This window comes from Levilactobacillus sp. FUA 3915 (genome assembly GCF_044053135.1).
Taxonomy (GTDB): domain Bacteria; phylum Bacillota; class Bacilli; order Lactobacillales; family Lactobacillaceae; genus Levilactobacillus; species Levilactobacillus lanxiensis.
The window spans coordinates 753,591-778,884 of the sequence record NZ_CP168704.1; the positions used below are offsets into that span (position 1 = coordinate 753,591).

Genomic DNA, 25,294 nt, shown 5'->3' on the forward strand with positions numbered 1-25,294 from the left:
CTTTACTGTCTGATCCGTGTATGCTTCCATTTTTTAAGCAGCAAATGAATTAGATTGTAAACAATATGCATGATAAAATAGGGGTACAACTGGTTTAATCCCTTAAGGAGGTGGCCCCATGCTCATTCAACACCGTTTATTATTCACTGCTCTAGTACTTAGTTTGTGTGGCACAGTTGGCTTTTTTAGTGCGCCGACCCCGGCCAACGCCGCGACTAACAACACGTCCGCTGCGGCCCAGGTAGCTGAGGTGACCGACCCCGGCGAGTTGACGGCTGCAGAAGCTTTCGGTAATGACCAAGCTCTGTTGCAAGATGTGCTGAAGCCGGTTGGTAATCCTGACGGCCAGCCCTACCCTGCCAACACTCTCATGAAAACCATTCTAGCTAACAACCGAAATTCCCTCGATATTTCTAATCCTGATATTCAAGACTTCCAAGACCTGATTAAACTCAAAGGTATGCTAAATGTTCTAGTTATTAGAAATCAAACCAATTTGAAACAGAACAACGGCCTCAGTAAGGTTTTACAGATTATCGATTCCGAAAATCCGCTTAAATTGGGGTTAATTAACGACGAACTGACCACGCAAGACTTCAATCAAATTTGCCAGACGATTATCACGACTCCCGGTGCAATCGACACCTTAAATGTTTCTCAAAACAAGATTACTGACTTCTCACAGCTCTCAAAAATTTATAACTTCAAAAATCCTGAAACCAATCTATTAAACTACTTTATTGCTTGGGGTCAAAAAGTAACGACTCCCTTGCCAGCTGCAACCGTCAAGAACAATACCATCACGTTAACGCCCGCTACGCTATTTGCCTACCAGCTCAATTCACTGAACCAGGGGGCCACACACGGCGGCACTACTCAGCCAGATGCCTTCTTCTATCGCGCTCGTAATCACAATGAACCCGATGGGACTGATGACTTAACGGATACCACTCCCACGTCACTCGTTAATGGCACAAACCACTATAACGAAGGTTTATTATCTCCCCCGGAACAAAACAATCTCTTTCCTGACGAAAATAATCAAACACACTATATTGGTGGAGACTATTTTAATTCTTTAAATTATGATCAATCCCCCTACCAAATAGTCGCAACCCAGCAGTACGCAAGCTCAGTGGCCGCCGAATACTCCAACTACAGTTTTACCCTCGATACACCACTTTCAACCGACACCAAAATGTATAATATTCCTTCAACCACAAAATCAGTTCAACTCCGAGTTATGTATTCTGAGGCGGTTGGTGCCAGTATCACCACCACTCCTGGTTTTACCCAAGACTACGAAATCCCTCTGAATTGGTCCAGTACCGGTAATACCGCAACGTCTTCTAGTGCCAATACCACTACTACCACCAGCAACAGCTCACCCAACACGGCCGACACCGTCAGTCCCAAGGGCACCGTCGTCTACGCCACCAAGAAAATCGGCCTCTACAATGGCACCAACTTCACCAAGAAGGGCCGCCAACACTGGTACCGCAAGCAACCACGTATCAACCGGCCTATGTTTAAGGTCACCGGCTATGCTAACTCGACCGCTGGCCGGCCACGGTACTTGGTCAAAGACGTTAACCATCGGTCCAAGACTGCTGGAGATGAAGGCTATATCACGACTCAGGCAGCTTACGTGACGCCTGTTTATTACCGCAAAGCGGCGAAGAAGATTACCGTCATCAATCCTAATGGTGTGAATGCTTACCGGAATAAGTCGTTGACCGGTAAGGCGACTCACTACCGTCAGGGTCAAACACTGCGGGTGAAGAAACTGGTTAAGCACAACCTGACCACCCGGTACGTGCTCACGAACGGTCGCTATATCACCGCCAACAAGAAACTGGTGCAAAATGGACGAGTTGCCATGCCGAAGAGACTCAAAGCTAAGACCGCTATCAACCGGTATCGTGATGTGAATTTTAAACATCGGCAGAAGTATTACCGTAAAGGCACCACGCTCACCGTGAAGGGCTGGGACTTCAGCGCCAATGGGACTAAGCGTTATCGCGTGGCACATGGGTATGTGACCGCTAATCGTCACTTCATCAAAACCATTCATTAACTAAAAACGAGATGACCGGTCGCTTCAGACCAATCATCTCGTTTTTGAATACACTTATTTTTTAACGACTAACGTTTTATTTGCCGTCACATAACGTCCGTCGGTTAAGACCAACCGCGTCGTCAAATGATAATGCCGAATGGCTTTTACCCTCAGTACCATTCCCCGTTTGAAATGTTGAAGGCGCCGACCTCTCAAATTGGCTTGGCGATACGCGTTGACTCCCAACGGATTCAGCACCCGAACGTGTCGCGGATTAATGCGGAAATAGGTATTCGTTACATCATTATCGCTTGCCGTCACGTAACCTGTCAGACCGTCCGTCTTGGACTGGTGATTCACATCGCGGACCCGATACCGCAAGACACCAGCAGCATTCCGCCGGTACCCCGTTACCACAAACTGTGGCCACTGATTCCGTGGGCGTTTGGCATACCAGTGCAGGCGGGTTTGCCGATTAAAGTTGACCGTGCGATAAAGGCCAATCCTCTTAAGCGCCGATACCGCCTGACCCTTAGGCACGACTTTGACCGGATCAGTCGGCTCCGGGGTCGTTGGCGTTGGTATGACTGTCGTTGGTGGCGTGGTGACCGCCGTTCCACCAACGTTTTCCGCTGGCGCCTTCTTCTGATAGATGTAGGTGAACTCGCCAGGCTTGGTGGCATCCGTTCGGGCTAAGTCGTAATCAGTAATGGGCAAGACTGCCTTTTTCAGCTCAGAAGTAAAGTCGAAGGCCACCATCACGTTCTCTGGTGCCCGTAAGACATTCCCAGTGGTATCCACAAAATTAATGGTCAACTTCTGCGTAACTCGTGTAGAGTCCGTGGGAAAATGAAATTTCACATCACTATTCTTAACCCAACTATGCGCACTAACTCGCCAGCTTTGGGAACCATCCATGAGATTCAGTTTTTCTGAATTCACGAACCAATCCGTTCCCTGCGCCAAAGCTCGTCCCGCAATCAATTCATCTTCATCATTATAAAGATGAGTCACGCATGCCGTATTTCCCATCTCAATTACTGGCGTCGTGACGTATCCGCCAGTCGCATCCTCAATGACCACCTGACTGCCGGATGTCGTTTCTTGGGGCTGATCCGATGGGTCCTCCCCAGTGACGGCTTCGCCCAGTGCGACAACTGGTTTCCCCACTACCATCAACAAAGCGACTCCCACTAAAACACTAACCAGAATTCCCTTAATTCCAGTCTTCACGACTCCCACTTCCTATGCCAAATTGATTGGGCCAAGTCATAACGTCTTATAAAAATAATTATCACTAATGACTGTATACCCTTAGAATAATTATCCCCAGTATAACGCAAAAAGGACCACCCCAGCCAAATATTTCAGCCAACATGGTCCCAATCACATTCACTCTGCCAACAAGGTCACGCGCTTCCCAACAATCTCCAACAGGCCGTCCGCCACCAACTGGCCCAGCTGGCGACTCAACGTTTCTGGCGTGATACCCAGGAAACTGGCGAATTCTTTTTTCTTCACGGGTAAATCGAACTCGGTGGCCTGTTGTGCCTGGCCAATCTGCTGGAGGTAGGCCAGCACCCGGTTCTTCGCCGTCAGATTGCCCGTTAGCGCGCTCACCGACTCCAGTTCGGTCAAGCGGTCACCCAGAATATTTAGAAAATTAAACGCCACATCTGGCTCCCGGCGCAGGAGGTCCTGGAAGTCCGCACGGCCAATCGAACAAATTCGCGTATCCTCCACGGCCTCGGCGTAGTTGAAGTGCTGGCGCTTGGCAAACAGCGCGGCCTCACTGTCGATGGTCCCGGCCCGCAGCATGTACAGCACCTTCTCCTTGCCGTTTTCGTTGAGCTGATACACCTTGACCCGCCCGGAATCGACAATCATCATCCGGTCCAGCTGACTGGTCGGGTCGTAGAGCACCGTGCCCTTCTTGAATAGCTGCTGGTGCACGGAAATCTTGGCAAGCTCCGCAATGGCGGCGTCATCCAACCCTTTGAAAATGGGGGCACTCCGCACACATTTAACTGGCGAATGGGTCATCTTTTCTCGCTCCTTTTGACGTTTTCTTGACATTTATCAATTTATATTTGGTAAAGCCATTATATACTAAATCCATCACTTCGAGGAGGTCATTTCACATGAAAATCTATCAAGCAACCATCGTGCCACTCAACGAACAGGTCATCGGGACCGCGGCCCACGGGGCGGCGCTGTTCACCATCAACGGGGACACACTGACCATTAACATTGAAATGTTTGACACCCCGGCCAACCTGCAGCACTGGGAACATTTCCACGGCTTCCCGGATGGCAAGGCCGCTGACATCGCCACGAGCGCGCAGGACGTGAACCACGATGGCTTCGTGGACCTCCCCGAGACGGGCGCGGTTTCCGGGACCACCATGGTGCCGTTCAACGACGCGCCCCACGAGATGGACATCCCCAACGACGCCTACCCTGTGGCGGACGCGAACGGCTACTTCGCCTACACCAAGGTCGTGCCGCTGGCCAAGCTGGATGAAAAATTCAAGGCCACGTTTAACGATAACGAGTTGGCGCTCGACAAACGGGTCATCTACATCCACGGTGTGACGGACGATGTCGTCCTGCCAGACACGGTTGCCGGTGCGGTCGGGCATTACTCCACGCACGTTACCCTGCCGATTGCGGTTGGGAAGATTGTGGCGCTGTGATGGCTGGTAAGAAAACTGGTGCCATCGTGGCGACCGGCTACTACGCGGTAATCCTGTTGCTGGTAGCGTTTCACTTGGACATGTTGGCAATGTGGGGCATGGCTGTGGGGATGCTGGTTGGTGCGGGACTGCGGTTGGTGCGGCGGTAAAAAGTGACAATGATTACTCTGGTCCAATTGATGAATAGCCTAAAACACAAAACGTACACCGGCAAGACCATTCTATGGTCCTACTGATGTACGTTTTTAAATTCCAAACTTTTTATGACAATTATAGTACTAGCTTACTGAATTGGTGAGAGTCCATGAAAGTATGCCGACATAGCTAGAACCGGTAGTCGCAGATGTCGCATAAATATTAGGCTGTGCATCCAAGTAGATTCCTGGTGTCACACTAGTATCAGCAGCGCCACCAGCAAATTTACTGGCATCAACTGTTTGCCCTGATTTAGCCCAACCTGAAGCTACTTCAACACTATTCTGCCCACTTTGACGGGTGCCAGAACCGACTTGAACAGGAGATGTTCCCGTTAAATCATTCAAGTTACCGCTGGCATCAACGTAAACAAGCTTTCCGTTCAAATAAGTGTTATCCGCCTTATCGTGCATTCTTGTCGAACTGGCTGTAACACGCCACCCCTTACCAACAGTTTGTGTATCCTGAATGGGTACAGATGGTTCATTCGTTGGTGCAAATAGGGTCTCGCGCGAAGGCACTGGTAAAGTCCCAAAGTAATAATCGGACAATAAACCAAATTTAAAAATACCATTGGTTGGATAAACATTAATTGCTGTCGTGCTACTCGTCTTGTCTCCGCTTGCATCACTAGCACCCACACTAATAGTAGCTGGATTTGATTCTGTAGCTGATGAGATTTCACTTAATAGTCCTGTCTCGGTTGTATTGTAAGTCAGACTAGAGGGATCAATAACTGACGTCGGGTCTGACTCTTTAGTTACAACTAATCCAGCCGCTTCAGAACCTGCTAACCACTTCAAAATCTCATCATCGGATTTACCTGCCAAACTGGCTAACTGATCTGGAGAAACACCAACGCTCGGTGTTGTTGCCGTAATTGAGAGTGGATACGTATCTTTAACATCCGCTTCTGCTGACTTAGAATCCCCATATATGTTACTTTCTGTAACCTTTATTGATGATGGGCTCCCCGAATTTTTCAACGTATCATCAAGATCAAACTCGTAGGTGCCGTCATTCCCAATTGTACTTGTGTAATCTTTAGAAGCCCCCGACAAAGTCACTGTCATTCCAGGCTCACCAGTACCTTTAACTATCTTATCAGATGAAGATAAATCTTTTCCATCATTAATGGTAACATCCTTCAGTTTTGAAATAGCTGTTGAATCGCCATTAATCGTTATTTCGTAATAATAGTTTGTAATTGGCGTTCCGGAACCTGCCGCCGCACTATATACAAACCCAATGTAAATTGGGAACGGAGGGTTTGCTCCTAGGTGTGAAAAGTCAACTGGAATTGTAAGCACACCGTAGGGTGGAGTAGCACTTTTATTACTATTCGATAACTTCCATAGTTGGGGAGCTTTGGAACTAAGGGAAGTAGGTTTAATACTTCCTTTCGGATAGGTCATAACATCAGCATAAAACTGTGTATAAGCACCATACTTAATTGTTGGAAGTACCGTAGTATCATACGAGATGTAAATATTCCTAGTTCCTGTTGTTACCCGACCATTCTGGACACCATCTGCAGAAATTTCAGTTACTGCAGGATAACTTGTAGTAAACCCCTTACTATCTCCGTCTACAAAACTTGGCGACCGACCGATAATTCCCGCTTTAAGTGCTGCGTCAGATTGAAGATCCGTCCCTGCTTGAGCGTAAGCCGATTTATATCCAATCATCCCCACACCAACAAAAGCCAGCAGCAAGCCAAGCTGTAGCAAAATTTTCTTCAACTTCATCTTAGCTCACTCCCTCTCCTTTAATAGGCGTGCTTGACGGTAAATCAATGCTAACAAAGCCATGACGATCAGTAGCAGTAAACCCAATAACGTCACCAATAATGCTTGTGCTTCATTCGTCTGTGGTAAGCGGCCAGCAATTACGTCCGCAGCGGCCATTTTGACCAAGACACCCGGACTAGCCTTGGCAGGCGTCCGCGTCACGGTTGCTTTATCTGCAGTTGGAATCTGTTGATCGGCAATCGCTGCAGCTCTTCCAGTTTCAGCACCATTGTCTCCCCCTGTGCCTGCTTTCTTCTTGGCATTGGGGTTCGCGACAAATGTAATTCCAGCATTCGTTTGGCCAATGTTAAAAACATGTTCAGCGAACGCCGGTGTGCTCGCACTAAATCCTAGCACTAACGTAAGCACTAAAACTATTCTTATGAGTGTTCTTTTCACAACCAACGCCCTCCTTCGTTGTCCTTATTCAGCTTCGTCCTCGTCATCATCACGACGTCGTCTCCGAATCAAGTAGATAATCAAGAGAATCAACAAGATTAAAATCAGCATCGCCAGTGCACCCAGCCCAATTAATAACCAGATATTTAATCCTTGATTATCAACCGTGTCATGGTTGTACTTATTTGCTTGTGCCGCAGTAATCGTAAAGTCCCGATCAAAGACCCAAGTCCGCTCAGTGTTCTTAACCACCATGTGTAAGTGATATTTACCCGCTTTCAGGGGACTATCATTTAACACTAAGGGATATTTGAAATCAGAGTTTGGTGCCATCTGCACTTTACTCTTCTTCATATTCTTGACAGTTGTATTGCTATCTCGATTGGTAATCGTGCTGTGCATCTTTAAATTGGGGATAATCACTGCCGACGTGTTACGTAAATTAGCAATGACAGCACGGTGACCATTACTCAAGCCAGCACCGACCTTGCCCAAACTCATAACAGCTACAGGAGCCTTCCCCAATGAATACTTCATACCAATAACGTACGAGTATTCACTGTGGACATTAGTTGCACCCTTAACATTGCCAGTGACTTTGTCGTCTACCTTCTTAAAATACCAACCGCCTAAAATAACCCCATTGCGGGACGTTTTAGGAACTTTGACAATAGCTGAGACTACTCTGGCTTTTCCAGCCGGAATCGTTAACGTCTTTTTACCTTGAATCTGACTAATATCGCTCATCTTATACTTCAATGACGGATCAAACGACTTAGCGGGATTAACATAGTCAATATTACCCGTTGAATTCGTCCAAGCTGTCCGAATGGCCGTCTTAACCGTCACATCCTGATTAGAAATATTGTTGATCCGGACCTTTAAGGTTTCCGTTTGACCAGACTTCATATTCAAATCAAAGAATGAATTTTGCTTATTGATTTGATTCTTAGGAATCACCGCGGATACATTATAACCAATGTTATTTTGCGTCCCAGCCGCATGTGCATTTTCTAGCCCAAATCCACCGATTACGAAGCCAACCAGTAACAACAAGCCTAACTGAATCTTCTTTAAACCTTGCATCGTTACACCTCTGCATACCCATCATTTTGTCGTACTATATAGGTTCATAGTACCACTTTATGTATTGAAAAAAGGTGCTCATATATTAATCAATGGACACCTTTCCTCGAAAATGAAAATTATGATTCAGGAAGCGCAGCTAATGTCCAGTTCAAAGTACCAGAGTAAGTTGTTGAGTCCCCGGTAACAGTCACGTTTGCAGGAATGGCGCTTAATGAAATATTGTTAGGATCAAGCTGGAAGGCAGTTGACCCAGCACCACTACCCTTAGCGGCAGTGTAAACAGGTTGTGCTTCGGCACTACCAAGCTTGGCACTAGCCTTCTGTTGTGAAATACCAGTAGCACTAGAATCAGAAGAGTTGGTAATAGCCTTCCCTTGGTCAGCATTAAAGTCTAGGCTAGCTCCAGTCAAATTGTGAGTACCATCGGTGAAGTCACTAGCGGTCAAAGATACTTGCCAACCAGCGTTAGACCCACGGGTATCGCCAACTTCAGTAACGAAGTTAGGGTTTGCTGTGTCTCCAGAGAAAGTAGTTTCACTGATTTTCCCAGCCTTGCTGTCAGTTGCTTCGTTCGTACCAGCGGTAAAGGTTTGCTTGGCACCAGTAGAAGTAGCATGTGTCCCAAAGTCAAGCGTCTTAGTCACGTACAAGAAAGTTAAATCGCCGGATGGCTTGGCACCACCATTATCACCAGGTGTTACTGAAGTTGTACCTGGATCGTTAGGATCAACTGGCGTTGTTACAGCAGCTGGCTTGGTAAATGTTACAGAACCGGCAGTGGTTGCTGGAGCTGGATCAGTAGTTGTGTCCGCATTGGCAGCAACTGGCGCAACAGTACCTAACAACAATGCACTTGCTAATACGATTGTACTTAATGTCTTCTTCATAAATAAAGCACCCCTTAGATTTATCTTTTATGGATTCCCAAAACACTGTGACGGACAACACATCTTATGGGCCGTCATGATTTCGGTAAAAATGATGAGCTCCTCAATCATTAAGACCAGTTGTGGAAAAGCAACTCCCCCTAGAAGGATGTTACGCTTCACTAACTATGTAACAAAGCTATTATAAGGCCAAAAGATTTGCTTGTAAACCATTTTTGGGGATATATTTGCAATTAATTTAATCAAGTGATAAAAAAGCTATATTTACCGCCATTTAGGCGTTTATAGTCATTCGTAAAATGACAGTTTTAGCTATCTACGGTTTATATCGGCTAGACACTTTAGCCCTTTTGGACAGCGCTTTCGGAACCGTAACATGACCTCAATCGTACATCGGAGTAAGTTTCTTCTGACTTTTTGTCAGTAAATAAGGTTACCTGCCATACTAGCTAAATGCGGGATTAATATCATGGGTTGTCGACTATGTCCAGCTTTTTTCAAAGCTAATTCTGTTTGGCAACTTTCCTAATTAACCTCAGCTGAGTTCTCTATTTCTTGATCCAAGCAAAAAAGCCAGTTCAACGGCATCTCCCGTCAACACTGGCTTTCAAGCTAGTCATCTAGTAATTTCCGAACCAACGATTGTGTAACACTTTCGCGTTTTTCGCGCGCATCGTCCCGCCGCAGGGCAACCTGCTGGAGCGCCGACAACGTGGCCGCTTCCGCCCCGGCTGGCAAGGCATACAGGCGATGATAGGCCCGTTTGATCTGGTCAAAGTCGGCATTCTCGTGAACGAGTCCCCGCAGTTGGGTGGTTGTCACGTGGTTTTTCTTGGCTGGCACCCAGTCATTTGCCGGTTGAACCGCCAGCCGCTGCGTGAACGCCTGCCGCAATTCCGCCGGCCAAGTAGCTGGCAACGCCTCCCCCGCCGTTAAGTGGTTCCGCAAGGTTTCACAGTCCCGGTAAACGCTCACCGGCACCTGTTGACCCTCCCAGGGTTGTTGGAGCTTGACCAAGCTAGCCGTCCGTTCCGCCGGCGTCAGGTCAAAGCCAATCGCCGCATTAAACAGATCATCCCACCAATCACGTTGACGCTGGTTAGCGCGCTGGCGACTGGCCCGGTTCAAGTCCGCTACCAGGTACCGTGGCACGATTTGGAGCCGCGCTGCCTGAATCTGACCGGTCCGAGCAAATTCCGTAGCCATCACCCCTAGTTGATAGGAGTTGACCAGCTTCTTCAAACTTGCTGGCATGGTCAGTGCCGCGACGTTTTCCTTAAACGAACCCAGCGGCAAGTGACGCGTAATCAAGTCAGCCACCCGCTGTAAGTAGCTTCGATATGGTGCCGACGCCCGCAACTCCTGGACCGCCGTGCTTTCTTGGTGCTCGGCGTGTTGCCAAGCCGCCTGGGCCTCTTCCTCGGCTAGCCGTTTCTCCCGTTCAGCCCGCCGCTGAGCCGCCTGTTGCGCAGCCGTGGCTGCTTTCTGGTCAATCCCCGTCAGGACATCATACTCCGTCAGGTACGGTTTTAACTGCGTTTCCGGCAAGGTCGTTTGCGGGCGTTTCAAATACCCCGTCACCGTATCCTTGGTCCCGTGCCGCACCCAATGCTGGCGCCGTTGATGGGTTTGGGGCAAGTTAGGCAAAGCTTCCGGGTCCCACAAAATTTCTGGCACCTGGGGGTAGTGGGCGGTCAAATCGTCGTATTGGGCGACCGCGTGGATGTTGTCCTCGGTGGTGATGGTCATCAGGTATTGCATTTCATCACTCATGAACTTCTTCACGCACTCGGAACCGACAATGATCTTGTGGCCGTCCTTGCGCAACACCACGTGGTATTCGTAGCGCACCGGCTTGTGGCAGAGCGCACAGTGCCGCCAATCCAGCCGATTATTGCTGGGATTGATCACGTACGGCGAGTCCGCCAATAATTTCCACGCCTCGCTGCTCTGAACTAGCCAGTCGACCCGCTGCTCCAACAAGGCTTCTCGCGCCGAGCGGGGGAGGAAATCACTGCTGTCCTTAATCGTGGGGTGGTCGCGCAGCAGTGGCATCAGTCGGGTCAATCCCGGCAACGCCAGTGCGCGCTGACTCAGTTGTAGGAACCGGTTCTCGGCCGGCGTCAAAATGGTGGTTGCCATACGTAACGTCCTTTCGTCTCAAATTCGCGTTCTTTCAGTCTACCATAACTCGCCGCAAAATAGGGAACATATGTTTAAATTCTGATGTTTCTACCGCCTCCAGGATGGTGAAAACTGAGCCGGAACGCGGTGGTGCTGGCCGTTCCCGCCGGCGGGCTCAAAGCGCCCTGCTGTGGGGCCGGTTCCAGCCTAAGGAACAGGCTTCCACCTCAACTTTGTGCCTGAGAGGCGGTCACAAAGGTTGTCCCATGCCCATGGGCTAAGCTGAGAAAATCACTCAGCTAAGGCCATCGACACAGCTGGTCACTTTGGCCCGCCTCTGGTCACTCACATCGACCCGGTTAGCTCATTTTCACCATCCCTGCGGCTGACACAGGTTTAACCCGCAGTCATCTTTCTCATTTGCGTACGGCTTATTGCCTGCTAGGAGTCTGATTAGTCCTATTTGAAGCGACTACCATTACGAATATATCCCTCAACAACCACTCTAATTATGTAGAATAGACCGTTCATTTCACAACTACCTAATGAGATGAACGGTCTACCTAACACACGTATTCACTTATAAAGTCGGTCGCAAAACAATTTCATTAATATCCACGTTCGCCGGCTGCTCGATGGCAAAGACCACCGAGGCTGCGATATCCTCAGGCCGCAACTTCGGGACCGATTCCAAGTTAGCATTGCGCTGGTCCGCAAAGAACCCCGTCTTCACAAATGCTGGGGAAACCATCATGGACCTGATGTGTGCCCCAGCTTCCTCCGCACGGACGCCATCCATGATGGCCCGGACGCTAAATTTGGTGCTGGCGTAAACCGTATTATTTTGCCCGACCTGATGCCCAGCCGTTGAATCGGTCGCAACGATCTGACCGCCCCGCTGTTTTTCCATGACCGGAATCGCCGCAGCCAGGCCGTACAAGACACCCTTCACGTTGATGTCGATCATTCTTTCCCATTCAGCGACCCGCCCCTCATTCATTGGCGCAAAGCTCATCACGCCAGCGTTCAGGTCTAAAACATCGATCCGGCCATATTCAGCTAAGGCAAAATCAATCAATGCCTGAACCTCGGTCCGGTTACTGACATCGGCCACCTTGAAAATCGCCTGACCACCCGCCTGGTGAATGGCCTCCGCCGTCGCCTGCAGGTCCGCTTCCTTACGCGCGGCCAACACGACGCGATGCCCATGACTCGCGGCTAATAACGCCGTTGCTTTGCCGATGCCACTAGTTGCGCCCGTAATAATAATCGTCTTTGCTGGTGCCAAACCCATTCGCCTCATTCATTAAATTAAGTACATTTCGATTGATTGTCTATTTACTGGCCACCCTGAATCTTACCACGGGTGGTTTCGATAACTGGTTTGCACGACTCACGCCGTCTCATCCAACACGACACGCAAACAACAGAACTTAGTTTACTGCGAAACACTGTCCAATAACTTGATAATTGTCAATTTCAGGCTATTTCTGCCACTTTAAAAAAATCCGCCGTCCCAACACTCCCGGACAGCGGATTCCCACAAATTTTAATTTTCGGCGATCCAGCGTTTCAACGCCACCCCAGTGCGCGAATCGGCCACATTGATGGACTCGCGCGGCGTGCCGCTGTACTGGATGTGACCGCCGTAACGCCCGGCATCCGGGCCGACGTCGATCAACCAGTCGGCCTGGCCAATCACGGCGAGGTTGTGCTCGATGATGATCAGCGAGTTGCCGGCTGCAACCAGCTCATTGAACAGCTTCAACAGGCGCGCGGTGTCCTGCAAATGCAGACCGGCCGTGGGTTCGTCCAGCAGGTAAATCGTTCCCCGCTTACCCAACTCGACCGCTAATTTCAACCGCTGAAGTTCCCCACCGGACAAGGTCGTCAGGGGTTGTGCCAACGTCAGGTAGCCCAGACCCACGCGGTCCAGGTTGGCCAGTTGGCTGGCGAGCTTCGGCGTGTCCTGGAAGAAGGTTGTCGCCGCCTTGACCGACAGCTGCAGCACCGCCGCGATGTTCTTGCCCTGATAGGTATACTGCAGGGCTTCCTCGCTGTAGCGTTGGCCATGACACAGCTCACAGGTCTGCACGACCGGGTCCATGAACGCCATGTTGGTAATCGTGACGCCCTTCCCCTTACACCGCGGGCAGGCGCCCTTACCGTTATAACTGAACAGGCTGGTGCCGACCCGATTGTTGGCATCGCTAAAGAGTTTGCGAATCTCATCCAAAATACCCAGATAGGTGGCCGGCGTCGAGCGGATATTGATGCCCACGGGCGCTTGGGCCAGGTCGATATAGTCCTCCGTGAGCTGCGACTTCAACGCCGTCACTAGTGAAGACTTCCCGGACCCGGCGACTCCCGAGATGACAGTCATCACGCCCAGTGGGACATCCACGTCCACATTTTGTAAGTTATTCTGTGTGACATGTCGTAAGGCTAAATGCCCGGTCTGTTGCCGTTCCGTGCCCCAGTGATGGGCCTGGCGCAACCAGTTGCCGGTCAGCGAGTCCGAGGCCAGCAGCTCCGGATAGGTCCCGGTAAACGTGACGGTCCCGCCGCCCTTGCCGGCTAACGGCCCCATCTCAACCACATAATCCGCGAAGTCGATCATTGCTGGGTTATGTTCGACGACTAAAATGGTGTTGCCTTTATCCTTCAACCGGGTCAACGCCTGCTTGACCAACTGAATGTCGTGCGGATGTAACCCGACGCTGGGTTCATCCAAAATGTAGACCATGTCGACCAGGGCACTGGTCAGGTATTTGGCAATCTTGATCCGTTGGGCTTCCCCACCGGACAGCGAACTGGTGCCGCGGTCCAGCGTCAGGTAGCCCAGGCCGATGTCGACCAACGACTGAATCTTGGTGCTAAGCTCCCGGACCACGTCGGCGGCCAGCGGTTCGGTGATGCCCTGCAAAAACGCCAGCACGTGGCGCAGGTCCATGGCCGTGACCTCGGCAATGTTGTGGCCGTTGAGATGGTTGGTCAGAACTTCCGGCTTCAGCCGCGTGCCCTGGCAAACGGGACACGGCTTGCGCGTCACAATTTCCGCAATGGCCTCACGGTGGTGTTCGGCTTCCTTCTTGCCAATCACGGAACGGCGAATCCGCGGTACAACACCCTCATACAGCGCCGTGCGGGGAAAGCCCTCGCCAGGATGGTCCAGCTTCTGTTGCGGCGCGTGCATCAACAGCTCGTATTCTGCGGCCGTGTAATCCTTGATGGGCTTGTCGTCGTCAAACAGCCCACTGGTCGCGTATCGCCGCCAACGCCAGGTGTCCGGCCCGAAGCTGACAAACGTGATGGCACCCTGATTCAACGATTTTTCGGGGTCAATCAGCTTGCTTTCATCAATGTCGTCCACGTAACCCAGGCCCTGGCAGGCCGGACACATCCCCTGTGGCAGGTTGAACGAGAAGCTGTCGGAATAGCCGATGAAGGGCTTGCCGATTCGCGAAAATAACAGCCGCATCAGTGAATAGATCCCGGTGTACGTCGCCAGCGTCGACCGGGCATTCTTCCCCAGCCGCTGTTGGGCAATGACGATGGCGACCGGTAGATGCTCAATGTCACCGACGTGCGGTTGGCCATATTTGGGCAAATACTGTTGCGTGAAACTGGGGAACGTCTCGTTCAGTTCCCGTCGCGAGGCCGCCGCAATCGTATCAAACACCAGCGAGGACTTGCCGGACCCCGATAGCCCGACAAACACCGTCGTCTGGTACTTGGGCACCCGCAGGTTTACGTGCTGCAGGTTGTTTTGCGTGGCATCCTTGATGTCAATGAAGCCTTGCTTGAAAGTTGGTTGCATCTTCTCTTCCCCTCTCATGGTTTTGGGCTAACGCTGTGTCATGGCCACTAAATGGTGAAAGCTGCCGTCGATACGTGGTCGAGTCCGTTCCCGGCGGCGGGCTCAAAGTGCCCTGCTGTGGGGCCGGTTCCAGCCTGAGGTACGGGCTTCCACCTCGACTTTGAGCCAAAGGTCGGTCTCAAAGGTCGTCCCGTGGGCTAAACTGAGAAAATCACTCAGTTAAGACCACCGACACAGCTGGTCACTTTGGCCCGCCTCTGGTCACTTACATCGACCGCGTTGGCTTATTTTCAGCATTTCCGCGGCTGGCGTGGCGTTAGCCTGTACTTAATTCATGGATAACCCTTTAACTGATTTGATGACAGATTGTCTTGTATTGTTAGTCAGATAATCACTTTCCCTGACATCAGTTCGCTACCGTTTCACCTTACCATATTCTAAAATTTTGTGCGGGAATGGCGACGTTAGATTTTCTTTCACCGCTCCGCTTCAAAATCCACAAACAAATCAGCCACAATCCTATCCCCGAAAGGCTATAATTTAGGTCGTAGCAACTATTCCGAAGGAGGAATCTTCCATGTCTCTTTTTAAACGTCATCCATTGAATCTCCGCGCAGCCGTCATCGCTGGTGGTGCGGCCGGGATTGTTTCCGGCTTAGTTAAGCTCGGCTGGGAAAACGTCCTGCCACCCCGTACCGAGGAGCGCAACGCCACCAACCCACCCCAGCGTTTGCTGGAACAATTTGGTATCCCCGCTAAGGTGACGCACGCCACCTACACCTACTCCGGCCAACAATTGCCGTGGGTCAGCTACGTGATTCACTTCGGCTTCTCGACCACGTTTGCCGTGCTTTACCAAATCATCGGTGAGAAGATTCCGGCCGTGAAAAAGGACGCTGGCACCTGGTTTGGCCTCGCCATCTGGGTTGCTTTCCACCTCGGTATCATGCCAGCCATGGGCACCGTGCCCGCCGCTGAGGACCAACCAACGGAAGAGCACGTGTCCGAATCGTTGGGCCACATCGTGTGGATGGTCACGAATGATCTGGTGGGGGCGGAGGTCTACCGCCGTCTAACCCGTGAGAGCCAACGCCATAAATAAACGTCAGCTATGCCGGGGATTCCGGCTGCGGCTGTCAGGTACTTCCCAACGGTGGGGCAGACCTGAAGCCTGAGGGGCGGTCTTCAGGGCAACTTCCAGCCGGTAAATCACGTCTGGAAGATTGGCCCGTGTTCTAAGGTTGCGCCCAACCCGCGCAATCTAAGAACACCGACACCGTTACTCGTACCTGACCTCCTCCGCCTCCATCCCCTACACTGGCGTTTATTTACACTGTGATTTCTGTTATGTTATGTATTAAAACTGTCATACTGGTTCAGTTAGCACTTACCTTGCCTTTGATCCCAATGATCAATTCCGCTGACTGAACCTTTTTCGTCACAAACATTTATAAAGAACTCTAATTTCGACAACAAAAAACGGTGTGCCCAAGAATTTCTCAAGGTCACACCGTTTTTAATTTTACGTAATCGAAAGGACGTGGAACGCCCACGCCATTTCGAGAGTTTACTTATTTACTAGTGGTTCGTGTGGCTCCGGTTGGAGTTCCGGCGCTTGTCGTGCAGGCTGTCGAAACCGACGAAGCCGGCAGCGACGGCCCGTTCGTTGGCTTGGTGAAGCACGCGAATGAAGCGTTCGGCTTCGTCCTTGCCACCGAAAAATTCTAACCAACGGTGGAACCGTTCGTCAGTGGCTTGGGAGAGGTTCCGTTGAACCCGGCTCCCGGCAGCCGTCAAGGTAATGTACTTCACCCGACGGTCGTTAGGATCAACCTTTTGCATCACGTAGTTTTCTTTCAACAAAACGTTGACCTGGCGAGCAATGGCACTCTTGGAGACGCCTTCTAATTTAGCGAGTTCAACCAAAGTCTGGCCGTTCTTGCTTCGGGCGACATTGTCCATGACCATAAACGCTTCGAAGGTGAGGTTATACTTCTGCGTAGGGATGGAGACAAAGTCACCAATATATTTGAAAATGTGCATGTAAAGATCGTCAAATTCTTTTTTCAGTTCAGCTTCGGTTACAGCCTCATTAGTCGATTCTGTCATTATCAGTCCATTACTCCTTCTAGTCCAGCGCCAGGCGCTGTCATTTATGTCCTTTGATTGCGCACAGCTACGGGTCTTAATTCTAGCTGATGAAATTCCGCCCGTCACCGGTCAGCTTTTCCCAAATGGACAACCCTCCGTACATTTTACCATGAAATTAAGTTATCCAGTAATATTTAAAAATCGGGTTTCAAAAAGCGAACGGATGTTTTATAATGAAATTAATCTTATTTCATCAAGGACGTGATGATTATCATGCAACGTGTTAGCCAGCCAATTAAGCACCTACTCCAACTAGCCTATCAAAACAATCAAGTGACCACGCTAATATTCAATAACGTTACGTATACGGGAACCGTCGACTACGTTTCAGCTTCCACCGTTTACCTCGGTTTAGCTGCGGGCCATTCGCGGGAAATCCCCCTGACCGGAATCAGCCAAGTGCGATTACACCAATTACAATCTTGGTGGCATCTCTACGAGGGCTCTCGTCAGTAACTTCTTCTAGTATCGCCTCTCCCCAGCAAAAAATAAACCCCTTTTTGCTAAATTGTTGGCTTTTTCTTTACAATTTAAAGAAAACGCTGTCTTCATTTAATCCGTCTGGCTTTTTCGGCAATCCGCAAATTCCGAAAAAACCCCTTTTAAGTTAGTCCTAGTCTACCTAGATTATAAACCCTCACGGCCTAAAAGAATGACCACAGTTTAGGTGAACTGGTAACAATTAGAAAGTTACATAGATTGATTAATTGAGTGGCCTAAACCAATTGCCCTAAAAAATCCGTGCACAGTCAATTAGATTGACTATCCACGGATTTTTTTAAGGCATTCTAACTTAAGCGAATACTACCAGAGCTGGCCTGAATGGTCACGCTGTGTTCGGCGTTCTCCCCCACAGTCCCAATCTTGTGGTGGTCGTCATTGAGGCTTAATTGGGCTTCCATTGGTACCTTCACACTGGCGTTCAAATTTTTCGCGTCAAATTGATAGTCCGTCAGTAACGGCATCTGCACGGTGGCACTGCCGCTGCCACTCTCAACGGACACATCGCTGGTCAGGCCCGTCAGCTGCAAATTCACGCTACCGTTGCCGGTACTGAAAATGCCCCCACCGTTTACGTTCCGACCGCGAATGGCGCCGTTGGCCGTAGCCGCGTGCACTTGCCCGGTGACGCCATCCAGCTTGATGGCCCCGTTGTGGTTACGCAGGTCGGCATTCCCAACATGATCGGAGAGCCGGACCGCGCCGTTGCTGGATTCAATCCGCACGTCCCCGGCACCCTCACGCACCGTGACGCTCCCGTTCTTGCTAAATAAATCGGTGGCGGCCGTCACCTGATCGAGCCGCACGGAACCGTTGGTCGAATGCATTTTCAACTGCTTCAGGTGGTCATCGAAGGCCCGCACACTGCCGTTCGTGGCGTGCGCATCGACGGCTAAGTCGGCCCGCAAGTCGCTGATTTCCAAGCTACCGTTCCCGGCGTGAACCGTGACCTTGCCCGCTAAACTAGCCGGCAGGAAGATCTCAGTACGGGCGTGCAGCGGCCACAACCGCGGCCGGTCACCCTGCTTGATGGCCAACAGCTTACCGTGCCGGGCTGCCCGTAGGTAGTAGCGGCTGTTGTCGCGGCTCATGTACTCGTTGACCACAATTTTGTCAGCGCTGGCCGGTCCCAACTTAATGGCGGCATCGCGGTAGTTAATGTCAAGTTCATTGATGTCCTCAATGGCAAATGACTGTGTGTTGACCAGCCGCAGGGATTCGACATAGGTTCGCCGGGGCCGCTCGCCGTTGATCTTGACGTCGTCACCGTTCACGTCGACCAAGCCATCGGCCACCGTGACGTGGTCGCCATCGACCTGCACCAATTTGCCGAAATCAACCTTGTCGTTGTCCCCGTCGACCAGCACGTGGTCGCCCCAGGTCACCTTGTCGCCGTGAATCTGGAGCTTACCAATTTGGACGCGGGATTCATCACCGGTGTTGTCGATGTGAATGGTTTCATCGTCACTGTCTTGGTCAGAACCGGATGCGGTCGTGTCGTCACGTTCCGTTGTGTCGGCATTTTCAGTGGCGCCTTCATCGCCAGCCACTTCCTTGAGCAGCGTGTCGATGTCGCCCAGTTGATCCATGGCCTCGTCGATGGCGCTGGTGGTGTCCTGGCCCTGATTGACTTTGTCCGTGACAGCCTCGGTCAGGTCGCCGACCAATTCTTCTTTCAACTCGGTCAGTGCGCGTGATGGTTGGTATTGGCTGAATAGTTGGTCCAGCCGGGTGCGAATTTCCATTGTGATATCGTCCATGCTTAGTCTTCCTCCTCAGTAATCTTGCCCGTGATCAGATCATCAATAATTGGCTTGGCCACGCGCCAGGCCGCCGTGTTCGCCTGCAACAATTCCGTGCCGACCGCCGTGATGTGGTAGTACTTGCGCCGCGACCCCTGTGACTCATCGCCCCAGTAATCCGTCAGCGCCCCGTTCTTTTTTAACCGCCGAAAGACCGTGTACAGCGTGGCTTCGTTCAACTCGTAATGGCCATCGCTAAGCGCCTTCACCTGCTTAGCCACCTGATAGCCGTAACTATCCCCCTGTTGCAGGATGTTTAAAATAATCGTATCCGTATGGCCCCGGATTAAATCTTTGGAAATAACCTCAGCCATGCTGCCACTTCCTTTTCTGTTTTGATGAGACTACTGTATCACGTACTACTGTGTGTGTCAAAGTAATTTATCTGAAATAGTAAAATTGGTTTCGGATTGTGTGGGAGTGGCCGCCTGCGGCTTCCAGGACTACGCCTGCTGTGGGGCCCGGTTCCGGCCTGAGGAGCGGGCCTCCACCTCGCTTTGAAACCTCGCTGAAGTTCGCGAGTTTCCAAAGTCGTCCCAGGCTGTAAGCCGGCTGAGAAACGCCGACTAACATCCTCGACACAGCTGGCTCCGTCCTGGCTTCCTCCGGCTCAGGTTGTGCGTTGAATTTTACGATTTCAGCTAATTCGCTTTGGGTTTGATTTTCTGAGGTTAATTTCGCCTCCGGGATGGTGAAAATGAACCGGAACGCGGTGGGCGCCCGTCTGGAGCCAAAGAGCGGTCTCCAGACTTACTTTGAGCCTCACAACCCGAGTCTCAAAGATAGCAGTTGCCTAAGTGGCCAAGCCCGCCGCTAAGGCAACTCCCACGGCTAAGCTCATTTTCACCATCCCTGCGGCTAACACTGGTTTAACCCGCACCAAATCCATAACCGTCTCCCCACTCCACGACAAAAAACGCCCAGTAAGTTTCTACTGAGCGTCACATTCTAAGTATTCAAAAATTTAACTAACCTAACAATCCGTGGCCAGCCACTAACACTCCAGTAACCAAGCTCCTTGAACTAAGCGTAAATGCCCACATCCGTGTTAGCGACCAGGGGCGGGTACGGTAATCGCCCGGCTGTGTCGATGGTCTAAGCTGAGGTTTCTCACTCAGCTTAGAGCATGGGACAACCTTTGAGACCGCCTTTCGGCTCAAAGTTGAGGTGGAAGCCCGCTTCACAGGCTGGAACCGACCCCATAGCAGGGCACCTTGAGCCCGCCGTCGGGAGCGATTTGCTTAGACATTATCATCGACTAGAGCCGCAAGCAACCGCGATTGAACATCAACCGTAAATGGGCGATGCCAGTATCAGCCGCAGGGAGAGGGAAAATAGGTCCAGCCGTGGGAATGTCCTTAGTAGCGCACTTGGCTACTTAGGACATTGCTATCTTTGAGACGTGTTTTTCGGCTCAAAGTAAGCGCGGAGACCGCCCTTTGGCTCCGGGCGTGCGCCCACAGCGTTCCGGTCCTATTTTCACTCTCCCGGAGGCACTGGTCAACGACCAGTTTAGGGTTAGTTCAAGTCGACGAAGGCGCCGGGGAGGATGCCCTCAACCGTGGTCTCCGTGAAAGCACCCTTCTGGTTGGTCAGGTAGATTGGCGCATCGGCATCAAAGAATTCAGAAATGACCTGGCGGCAAATTCCACAAGGGGCAATTGGACCATCCGTGTTCCCAGTCACCAGCAAAGCCGTGAAGTGTTTTTCGCCCGCAGCGATACCGGAGAAGATTGCCGTCCGTTCGGCACAGTTGGTGGCACCGTACGAAGCGTTTTCGATGTTACAGCCACCGTAGATCTTGCCGCTGGCACCGACCGCTGCTGCCCCGACGTGGAAATGAGAGTATGGGGTGTACGCCTTGTCGAGCATATCAGTTGCGACTTTTAACAATTCTTGTTTATCAGCCATGATGAATCCTCCTTCGTTAATAAAACGGTTTACGTCCTTATTGTTACATATTTTCACTGGAAACGCTACCATTTGAACGAAGTTTCTTGGGGTTTACTTAATTTTTTCCTAAACGGCCGCCTAAACGGGCTAACGCGGGGGTCCACTATGCTAGAATTGACCACAGATATCCGTAACTTGAATTTAGCGGTCGCCGTGGGTGGTGGTCATCCTGCCTGCCCCAAAATCACCGGTAACTGGCGATTGGCCCCTAATCCTAATTAACCAAGGAGAAATAACTTCATGAAAGTGTTACGCAGTGTTTTTAGTTGGATCATCCCCATTTTAGTGGCGCTCGTCTTAGTGGTGCTGGTACGGACCTTCCTGTTTGAGGTCGTCAAAGTTTCGGGGGACTCCATGGAGCCCAACCTCGTCGACCAAGAGCGGATGGTCGTGGTCAAGCCGCTTAAGCTAAAACGCCTCAGCGTGATTGTCTTCGACGCTTACGGCGAGGACCCCGCTGCGGCCAAGAATACCAACTACGTCAAACGCGTGATTGGCCTGCCCGGCGACAAGGTCGTCAGCCAAAACGGCTACATTTACGTCAATAATAAAAAAATCAATCAGTCCTTCATCAACCAGAATGAACGGACCACGGGCACCGGCGATTGGACGCTGAGTTCCCTGGCACAAAAGGGCAACTGGGCCTACAAGGGGAACCGGGTACCTAAGGGCCACTACTTCGTCTTGGGTGACCACCGCAGCGTCTCCGAAGACGGTCGGGCCTGGGGCTACGTCAGCGCCAACAAGGTCATGGGCGTGGTCAAAGTGCCGTTCTGGCAAGGAACCGAGAGCCATCGAACCAATGTGAATAGCTTGGCGAGTTAACCCTGCTGACAAAAAATGACAGCCACAATCAGAGATGATTGGGCTGTCATTTTTATTTGGCCTGCTACTCTTCAAGGTGATTCAAATAAGCAAAAAATTCATCGGCACTACTAAATGTCGTGACGCGTCCTGCCTTCACATCAGCGAGTGCTTCTTCTAACTCTGTCATTTTCTCGTGTTCCTGATCAGTCGTCTCTGGTTGGTGATGATCATTTTGTGCGTCTAACTCTGTCACGATGGGCCTCCTCGATTACTGTATTGGGGATAGTCTAACAGCCTTCCCATGACAATACTAGTCAGGCCCCTCCAAACTTCCAACAAAAAGGAGCCAACCCAAGCAGGTCGGTTCCTTCATTTTCAGGGTAAGGGCGTCGTGCCCACAGCATAAGTGACGGCCGTCGCAAGGAGGACTGCCCCACTTAACCGGCCCTTACCCGTGAGTGTTTTAGCTAAACATTCTTCTCGTCGCCTTCAGCAACGTCTTCGGATCCTTGTCATACCGTGGCGTGTCGACTAAGTTATCCATCGAGATGCCCGTGAAGTGGTATGCGGCAATTTCACCCGAACGGACGGCGCTTTGTTCCGTGAAGATCATTTGGTAAGGCTGTTCCGCAAATTCACCCGTGAAGGCCAAGTTCGTGGAGTGTGCCGGAATGACTTCTGGCCGGTCAGTCTTCGCCCGGTTGTTGAATAGGGCTGAGGCGTATGGCATGTAGACTGGAATGTTGTTGATGATGCTGTCCATGATTTCTGGTTCCTTACTCTTGATGTTAACGGGACCAGGGTCGACCTTGGACAATTGCCCAATCAATTCTTGCGCCATTTCCTTACCCGTCATCTTGATGTACTGCTTGTGGACGAATTCACCCGTCCGACGTGGGTACAGGAAGTAGCCCCAGATAACGGATTCGTTTGGCTTCTGGGTCGTAAAGTGCGGCTGGTGGTGAACCACGATGGACATGTTAATATCCTTTTGGCCCAGTGGCGTGATTGGCGTCGTGGACAGGAAGGAGTTCAGCGCGTTCCCAGGCACTTGCGTGGTGATCCGAGTAATTTCATTCAACAGCAGGTGGTTCTTCGTGGTCAACGTGAAGCTGACCCATTCAGAATTCTTCCGGTCGTTAAAGAACTTGTCTGGCGTCCCCAAGTTGTAGAAGCGTTCCGTGGCTTTCTTCCAGAGAGCGGCACTGATGCCGTATTCCATGTTTTCCCGGGCTGGCGTGTCGTAGTCCCCCATGGTAGCGGAGTCAGTGATGGAGCCGTTGGTAAAGATCACGGCGGTGTCATCATCGATGTCGACTAAGTCTTCGCTGTCCGTTTCCAAATTCTTGATGTGTAACCCGGTAACCGTGATTTCGTCTTGTAAGGCACTGTCCGCAAACTCCCAGTCCGTGACGATGCGGTTATCAATAAAGGTTACGCCTTGATCTTTCAAGTAGTTGATCAATGGTAGCATAATACTTTCAAATTGGTTGTAACGGGTCCGGTTGACCCCAACCAAGTGTTCAATTTGTGTGAATTCATAAATCATTTGGTGCATGTAACGCCGTAATTCCTGAACGGAACTTTCAATTCTAAAGGCGAAAGTCGTTTCCCACATGTACCAGAAATTGGTTTGGAACATATGTGGATCATCCTTAAAGTATTCGGCAATCGTAATATTGTCTAATTTAGTTTCTTCTTCATCTGGCATTAAGACTAACTTGGAGAGCAAGACGCGGTCCTTGTTGTTCAGACCCAGCTTGCCACCGTCGATGATGCCCTTGCCACCCTGCAACAGACGGGCCTTGTCGTAGGTCTGGTGATGGGAATCAAAGTCGTGGGTATCTTCAGCGGCCGTCATCCCATCCTCAGTAGCAGAAGGAATCCGGTCCAGTAAGTCCATCAAATCAACGTAAGTCCGGTAATTCAGCATCCGGCCACCACGGGCAACGTACCCCGTTTGGTTGTCTAGAGGATGGTTTTTGTTCCAGTATTCATCATTGAATTCACCGGTCGTGCCGCCATCGTTGGCCCCATGCATATCGACCCCGTAGAACGTAATTTGCTTACCGCTCCAATGGGCCTCTTGAATCAGGTAAACCGCTGCGGCCATGTTCCCTAAACCTGCACCGATCATTACTGCTTTTGTCTTTACCATCAAAAACACCTCCGTAGATTCATGTGCCTTTTACGACTCCATTATGCTTGCTTTGTCATGCATTGTAAAGCGTTTACTTTGAAAATTAGCCATTTCTAAGAAACGCTAGGAAAGCTTAATCTAACGGCAATTGCAACAGGTCGTGTTACAATTTTTTGATGAAATTGGACGGTCCAATCTTGATTGCCGGCTTATCTAAATAATTAGCTGTGGGTTAAAAGTTCCGCCTCCGGGGCGGTGAAAATGAGCCTGGCCAGATTCTGTTCCCGGCGGTGGCCTCAAGGTGCCCTGCTGTGGGGCCCGGTTCCAGCCTGTGGAGCGGTCTTCCACCTCGCCTTGAAGCCTCGCCAAAACCGCGAGTTTCCAAGGTCGTCCCGTGCTCTAAACTGAGAAAAGGCACTCAGTTAAGACCACCGACACAGCTGGCCACCTTGGTCCACCTCTGGTCACGCACACTTGCGGTCACCTTTTCACCGTTCCTGCGCCTCACACTGGTTTAAACCACAACTACCCCGCAGCAGTCAAATTGGGCGCCGTTTGCTCAACAGTTTTTTGTCTGATTTCAGGCAGACTAACCGTGATGATTAGCTGGATGTAATCGCTCTGGCTACCTTTAATCTAACAGTAACCGTTAATTTTCTACGGAATTTTCCGCAAAAAAAATAACCTTCCCAAACATTTAGCCATGCGGCGGAAGGTTATCTTTATCATTTGTCGCTAGCCACTGTTTTGCAACCGAAGCCAGGGAGGGTGGTCGTGCTGATACGCGGCGGCCCTTTTTGATTGGCTTAAGTCTACCATGATACTGGCCAAATAGCACGGCGGACCCTTTACAAATTTTGTTATACTGGCTGGCCACACAA

At 50.7% G+C, this 25,294-nt stretch carries 21 protein-coding genes; 6 read left to right on the forward strand and 15 right to left on the reverse strand.

Going from position 1 to position 25,294, the window contains the following annotated elements:
* Nucleotides 1–118 precede the first annotated feature (118 nt).
* Nucleotides 119–2,077 (forward strand): DUF5776 domain-containing protein, encoded by a 1,959-nt coding sequence (locus tag ACEPST_RS03760; protein ID WP_204120342.1) that lies wholly within the window; start codon nucleotides 119–121, stop codon nucleotides 2,075–2,077.
* Nucleotides 2,078–2,131: 54 nt separating this feature from the next.
* Here ACEPST_RS03760 and ACEPST_RS03765 read toward each other — a convergent pair whose 3' ends face one another.
* Nucleotides 2,132–3,292, reverse strand: coding sequence for a DUF5776 domain-containing protein (locus ACEPST_RS03765; protein WP_204120343.1), 1,161 nt, complete (start codon nucleotides 3,290–3,292; stop codon nucleotides 2,132–2,134).
* A 159-nt stretch (nucleotides 3,293–3,451) separates the two neighbouring features.
* Complete coding sequence (locus tag ACEPST_RS03770; protein ID WP_395390515.1) at nucleotides 3,452–4,135, reverse strand: Crp/Fnr family transcriptional regulator; 684 nt, start codon at nucleotides 4,133–4,135, stop codon at nucleotides 3,452–3,454.
* Between the two features lie 65 nt (nucleotides 4,136–4,200).
* Here ACEPST_RS03770 and ACEPST_RS03775 point away from each other — a divergent pair, with 65 nt between their 5' ends.
* A complete protein-coding gene (locus ACEPST_RS03775; RefSeq protein ID WP_204120345.1) occupies nucleotides 4,201–4,755 on the forward strand; it encodes a hypothetical protein in 555 nt (184 codons plus the stop codon).
* Entirely contained in the window at nucleotides 4,755–4,904 is a 150-nt protein-coding gene (locus tag ACEPST_RS03780; RefSeq protein ID WP_204120346.1) for a hypothetical protein, read from the forward strand. The genes ACEPST_RS03775 and ACEPST_RS03780 overlap by 1 nt, the downstream gene beginning before the upstream one ends.
* A gap of 129 nt (nucleotides 4,905–5,033) precedes the next feature.
* Here ACEPST_RS03780 and ACEPST_RS03785 read toward each other — a convergent pair whose 3' ends face one another.
* The 7 genes from ACEPST_RS03785 to ACEPST_RS03815 all read right to left on the reverse strand — a co-directional run bounded on the left by ACEPST_RS03785 (nucleotide 5,034) and on the right by ACEPST_RS03815 (nucleotide 15,059).
* The gene (locus ACEPST_RS03785) at nucleotides 5,034–6,698 is read right to left on the reverse strand and encodes a WxL domain-containing protein (RefSeq protein WP_204120347.1); all 1,665 of its coding nucleotides are present in this window, start codon (nucleotides 6,696–6,698) and stop codon (nucleotides 5,034–5,036) included.
* Nucleotides 6,699–6,704: 6 nt separating this feature from the next.
* Nucleotides 6,705–7,139, reverse strand: coding sequence for an LPXTG cell wall anchor domain-containing protein (locus ACEPST_RS03790; RefSeq protein ID WP_204120348.1), 435 nt, complete (start codon nucleotides 7,137–7,139; stop codon nucleotides 6,705–6,707).
* A 24-nt stretch (nucleotides 7,140–7,163) separates the two neighbouring features.
* Nucleotides 7,164–8,225: a DUF916 and DUF3324 domain-containing protein gene (locus ACEPST_RS03795; RefSeq protein ID WP_204120349.1), complete on the reverse strand. Its 1,062-nt coding sequence runs from the start codon at nucleotides 8,223–8,225 to the stop codon at nucleotides 7,164–7,166.
* A 119-nt stretch (nucleotides 8,226–8,344) separates the two neighbouring features.
* A complete protein-coding gene (locus ACEPST_RS03800; protein WP_204120350.1) occupies nucleotides 8,345–9,115 on the reverse strand; it encodes a WxL domain-containing protein in 771 nt (256 codons plus the stop codon).
* A gap of 612 nt (nucleotides 9,116–9,727) precedes the next feature.
* Nucleotides 9,728–11,257 carry a hypothetical protein gene (locus ACEPST_RS03805; RefSeq protein WP_395390516.1) on the reverse strand — a complete coding sequence of 510 codons (1,530 nt, stop codon included), beginning with the start codon at nucleotides 11,255–11,257 and terminating at the stop codon, nucleotides 9,728–9,730.
* A gap of 562 nt (nucleotides 11,258–11,819) precedes the next feature.
* Nucleotides 11,820–12,527: an SDR family oxidoreductase gene (locus ACEPST_RS03810; protein ID WP_374706456.1), complete on the reverse strand. Its 708-nt coding sequence runs from the start codon at nucleotides 12,525–12,527 to the stop codon at nucleotides 11,820–11,822.
* Between the two features lie 261 nt (nucleotides 12,528–12,788).
* Nucleotides 12,789–15,059 carry an ATP-binding cassette domain-containing protein gene (locus tag ACEPST_RS03815; protein WP_395391029.1) on the reverse strand — a complete coding sequence of 757 codons (2,271 nt, stop codon included), beginning with the start codon at nucleotides 15,057–15,059 and terminating at the stop codon, nucleotides 12,789–12,791.
* Nucleotides 15,060–15,636: 577 nt separating this feature from the next.
* On the opposite strand from ACEPST_RS03815, the gene ACEPST_RS03820 reads away from it, so the two are divergent.
* Nucleotides 15,637–16,161, forward strand: a complete 525-nt coding sequence (locus tag ACEPST_RS03820) for a DUF1440 domain-containing protein (protein ID WP_204120354.1) — start codon at nucleotides 15,637–15,639, stop codon at nucleotides 16,159–16,161.
* 476 nt (nucleotides 16,162–16,637) lie between these two features.
* Here ACEPST_RS03820 and ACEPST_RS03825 read toward each other — a convergent pair whose 3' ends face one another.
* Entirely contained in the window at nucleotides 16,638–17,168 is a 531-nt protein-coding gene (locus ACEPST_RS03825) for a MarR family winged helix-turn-helix transcriptional regulator (protein ID WP_203637614.1), read from the reverse strand.
* A 255-nt stretch (nucleotides 17,169–17,423) separates the two neighbouring features.
* Here ACEPST_RS03825 and ACEPST_RS03830 point away from each other — a divergent pair, with 255 nt between their 5' ends.
* Nucleotides 17,424–17,666 carry a hypothetical protein gene (locus ACEPST_RS03830; protein ID WP_236000673.1) on the forward strand — a complete coding sequence of 81 codons (243 nt, stop codon included), beginning with the start codon at nucleotides 17,424–17,426 and terminating at the stop codon, nucleotides 17,664–17,666.
* 332 nt (nucleotides 17,667–17,998) lie between these two features.
* Here the strand turns inward: ACEPST_RS03830 and ACEPST_RS03835 are convergent, their stop codons facing one another.
* From ACEPST_RS03835 to ACEPST_RS03845, 3 genes are all read right to left on the reverse strand, one after another.
* Nucleotides 17,999–19,471 (reverse strand): DUF4097 family beta strand repeat-containing protein, encoded by a 1,473-nt coding sequence (locus tag ACEPST_RS03835; RefSeq protein WP_204120355.1) that lies wholly within the window; start codon nucleotides 19,469–19,471, stop codon nucleotides 17,999–18,001.
* A 2-nt stretch (nucleotides 19,472–19,473) separates the two neighbouring features.
* On the reverse strand, nucleotides 19,474–19,827 hold the full coding sequence (locus ACEPST_RS03840; protein ID WP_203642449.1) for a PadR family transcriptional regulator: 354 nt from the start codon (nucleotides 19,825–19,827) through the stop codon (nucleotides 19,474–19,476).
* A 1,204-nt stretch (nucleotides 19,828–21,031) separates the two neighbouring features.
* Entirely contained in the window at nucleotides 21,032–21,424 is a 393-nt protein-coding gene (locus ACEPST_RS03845; RefSeq protein WP_125764372.1) for a cytidine deaminase, read from the reverse strand.
* Between the two features lie 282 nt (nucleotides 21,425–21,706).
* Here ACEPST_RS03845 and lepB point away from each other — a divergent pair, with 282 nt between their 5' ends.
* A complete protein-coding gene (lepB, locus tag ACEPST_RS03850) occupies nucleotides 21,707–22,291 on the forward strand; it encodes a signal peptidase I (protein WP_204120357.1) in 585 nt (194 codons plus the stop codon).
* Nucleotides 22,292–22,355: 64 nt separating this feature from the next.
* Here the strand turns inward: lepB and ACEPST_RS03855 are convergent, their stop codons facing one another.
* Both ACEPST_RS03855 and ACEPST_RS03860 read right to left on the reverse strand, forming a co-directional pair.
* Nucleotides 22,356–22,526, reverse strand: coding sequence for a hypothetical protein (locus ACEPST_RS03855; RefSeq protein ID WP_204120358.1), 171 nt, complete (start codon nucleotides 22,524–22,526; stop codon nucleotides 22,356–22,358).
* 210 nt (nucleotides 22,527–22,736) lie between these two features.
* Nucleotides 22,737–24,431 (reverse strand): oleate hydratase, encoded by a 1,695-nt coding sequence (locus ACEPST_RS03860; RefSeq protein ID WP_204120359.1) that lies wholly within the window; start codon nucleotides 24,429–24,431, stop codon nucleotides 22,737–22,739.
* Nucleotides 24,432–25,294 lie beyond the last annotated feature (863 nt).

Coding starts and splice junctions, on each gene's coding strand:
- ACEPST_RS03760 (WP_204120342.1), top strand. CDS start 119: ATGCTCATTCAACACCGTTTATTATTCACTGCTCTAGTACTTAGTTTG.
- ACEPST_RS03770 (WP_395390515.1), bottom strand. CDS start 4,135: ATGTCAAGAAAACGTCAAAAGGAGCGAGAAAAGATGACCCATTCGCCA.
- ACEPST_RS03775 (WP_204120345.1), top strand. CDS start 4,201: ATGAAAATCTATCAAGCAACCATCGTGCCACTCAACGAACAGGTCATC.
- ACEPST_RS03780 (WP_204120346.1), top strand. CDS start 4,755: ATGGCTGGTAAGAAAACTGGTGCCATCGTGGCGACCGGCTACTACGCG.
- ACEPST_RS03785 (WP_204120347.1), bottom strand. CDS start 6,698: ATGAAGTTGAAGAAAATTTTGCTACAGCTTGGCTTGCTGCTGGCTTTT.
- ACEPST_RS03795 (WP_204120349.1), bottom strand. CDS start 8,225: ATGCAAGGTTTAAAGAAGATTCAGTTAGGCTTGTTGTTACTGGTTGGC.
- ACEPST_RS03800 (WP_204120350.1), bottom strand. CDS start 9,115: ATGAAGAAGACATTAAGTACAATCGTATTAGCAAGTGCATTGTTGTTA.
- ACEPST_RS03805 (WP_395390516.1), bottom strand. CDS start 11,257: ATGGCAACCACCATTTTGACGCCGGCCGAGAACCGGTTCCTACAACTG.
- ACEPST_RS03815 (WP_395391029.1), bottom strand. CDS start 15,059: ATGCAACCAACTTTCAAGCAAGGCTTCATTGACATCAAGGATGCCACG.
- ACEPST_RS03820 (WP_204120354.1), top strand. CDS start 15,637: ATGTCTCTTTTTAAACGTCATCCATTGAATCTCCGCGCAGCCGTCATC.
- ACEPST_RS03825 (WP_203637614.1), bottom strand. CDS start 17,168: ATGACAGAATCGACTAATGAGGCTGTAACCGAAGCTGAACTGAAAAAA.
- ACEPST_RS03830 (WP_236000673.1), top strand. CDS start 17,424: ATGCAACGTGTTAGCCAGCCAATTAAGCACCTACTCCAACTAGCCTAT.
- ACEPST_RS03835 (WP_204120355.1), bottom strand. CDS start 19,471: ATGGACGATATCACAATGGAAATTCGCACCCGGCTGGACCAACTATTC.
- ACEPST_RS03840 (WP_203642449.1), bottom strand. CDS start 19,827: ATGGCTGAGGTTATTTCCAAAGATTTAATCCGGGGCCATACGGATACG.
- ACEPST_RS03845 (WP_125764372.1), bottom strand. CDS start 21,424: ATGGCTGATAAACAAGAATTGTTAAAAGTCGCAACTGATATGCTCGAC.
- lepB (WP_204120357.1), top strand. CDS start 21,707: ATGAAAGTGTTACGCAGTGTTTTTAGTTGGATCATCCCCATTTTAGTG.
- ACEPST_RS03860 (WP_204120359.1), bottom strand. CDS start 24,431: ATGGTAAAGACAAAAGCAGTAATGATCGGTGCAGGTTTAGGGAACATG.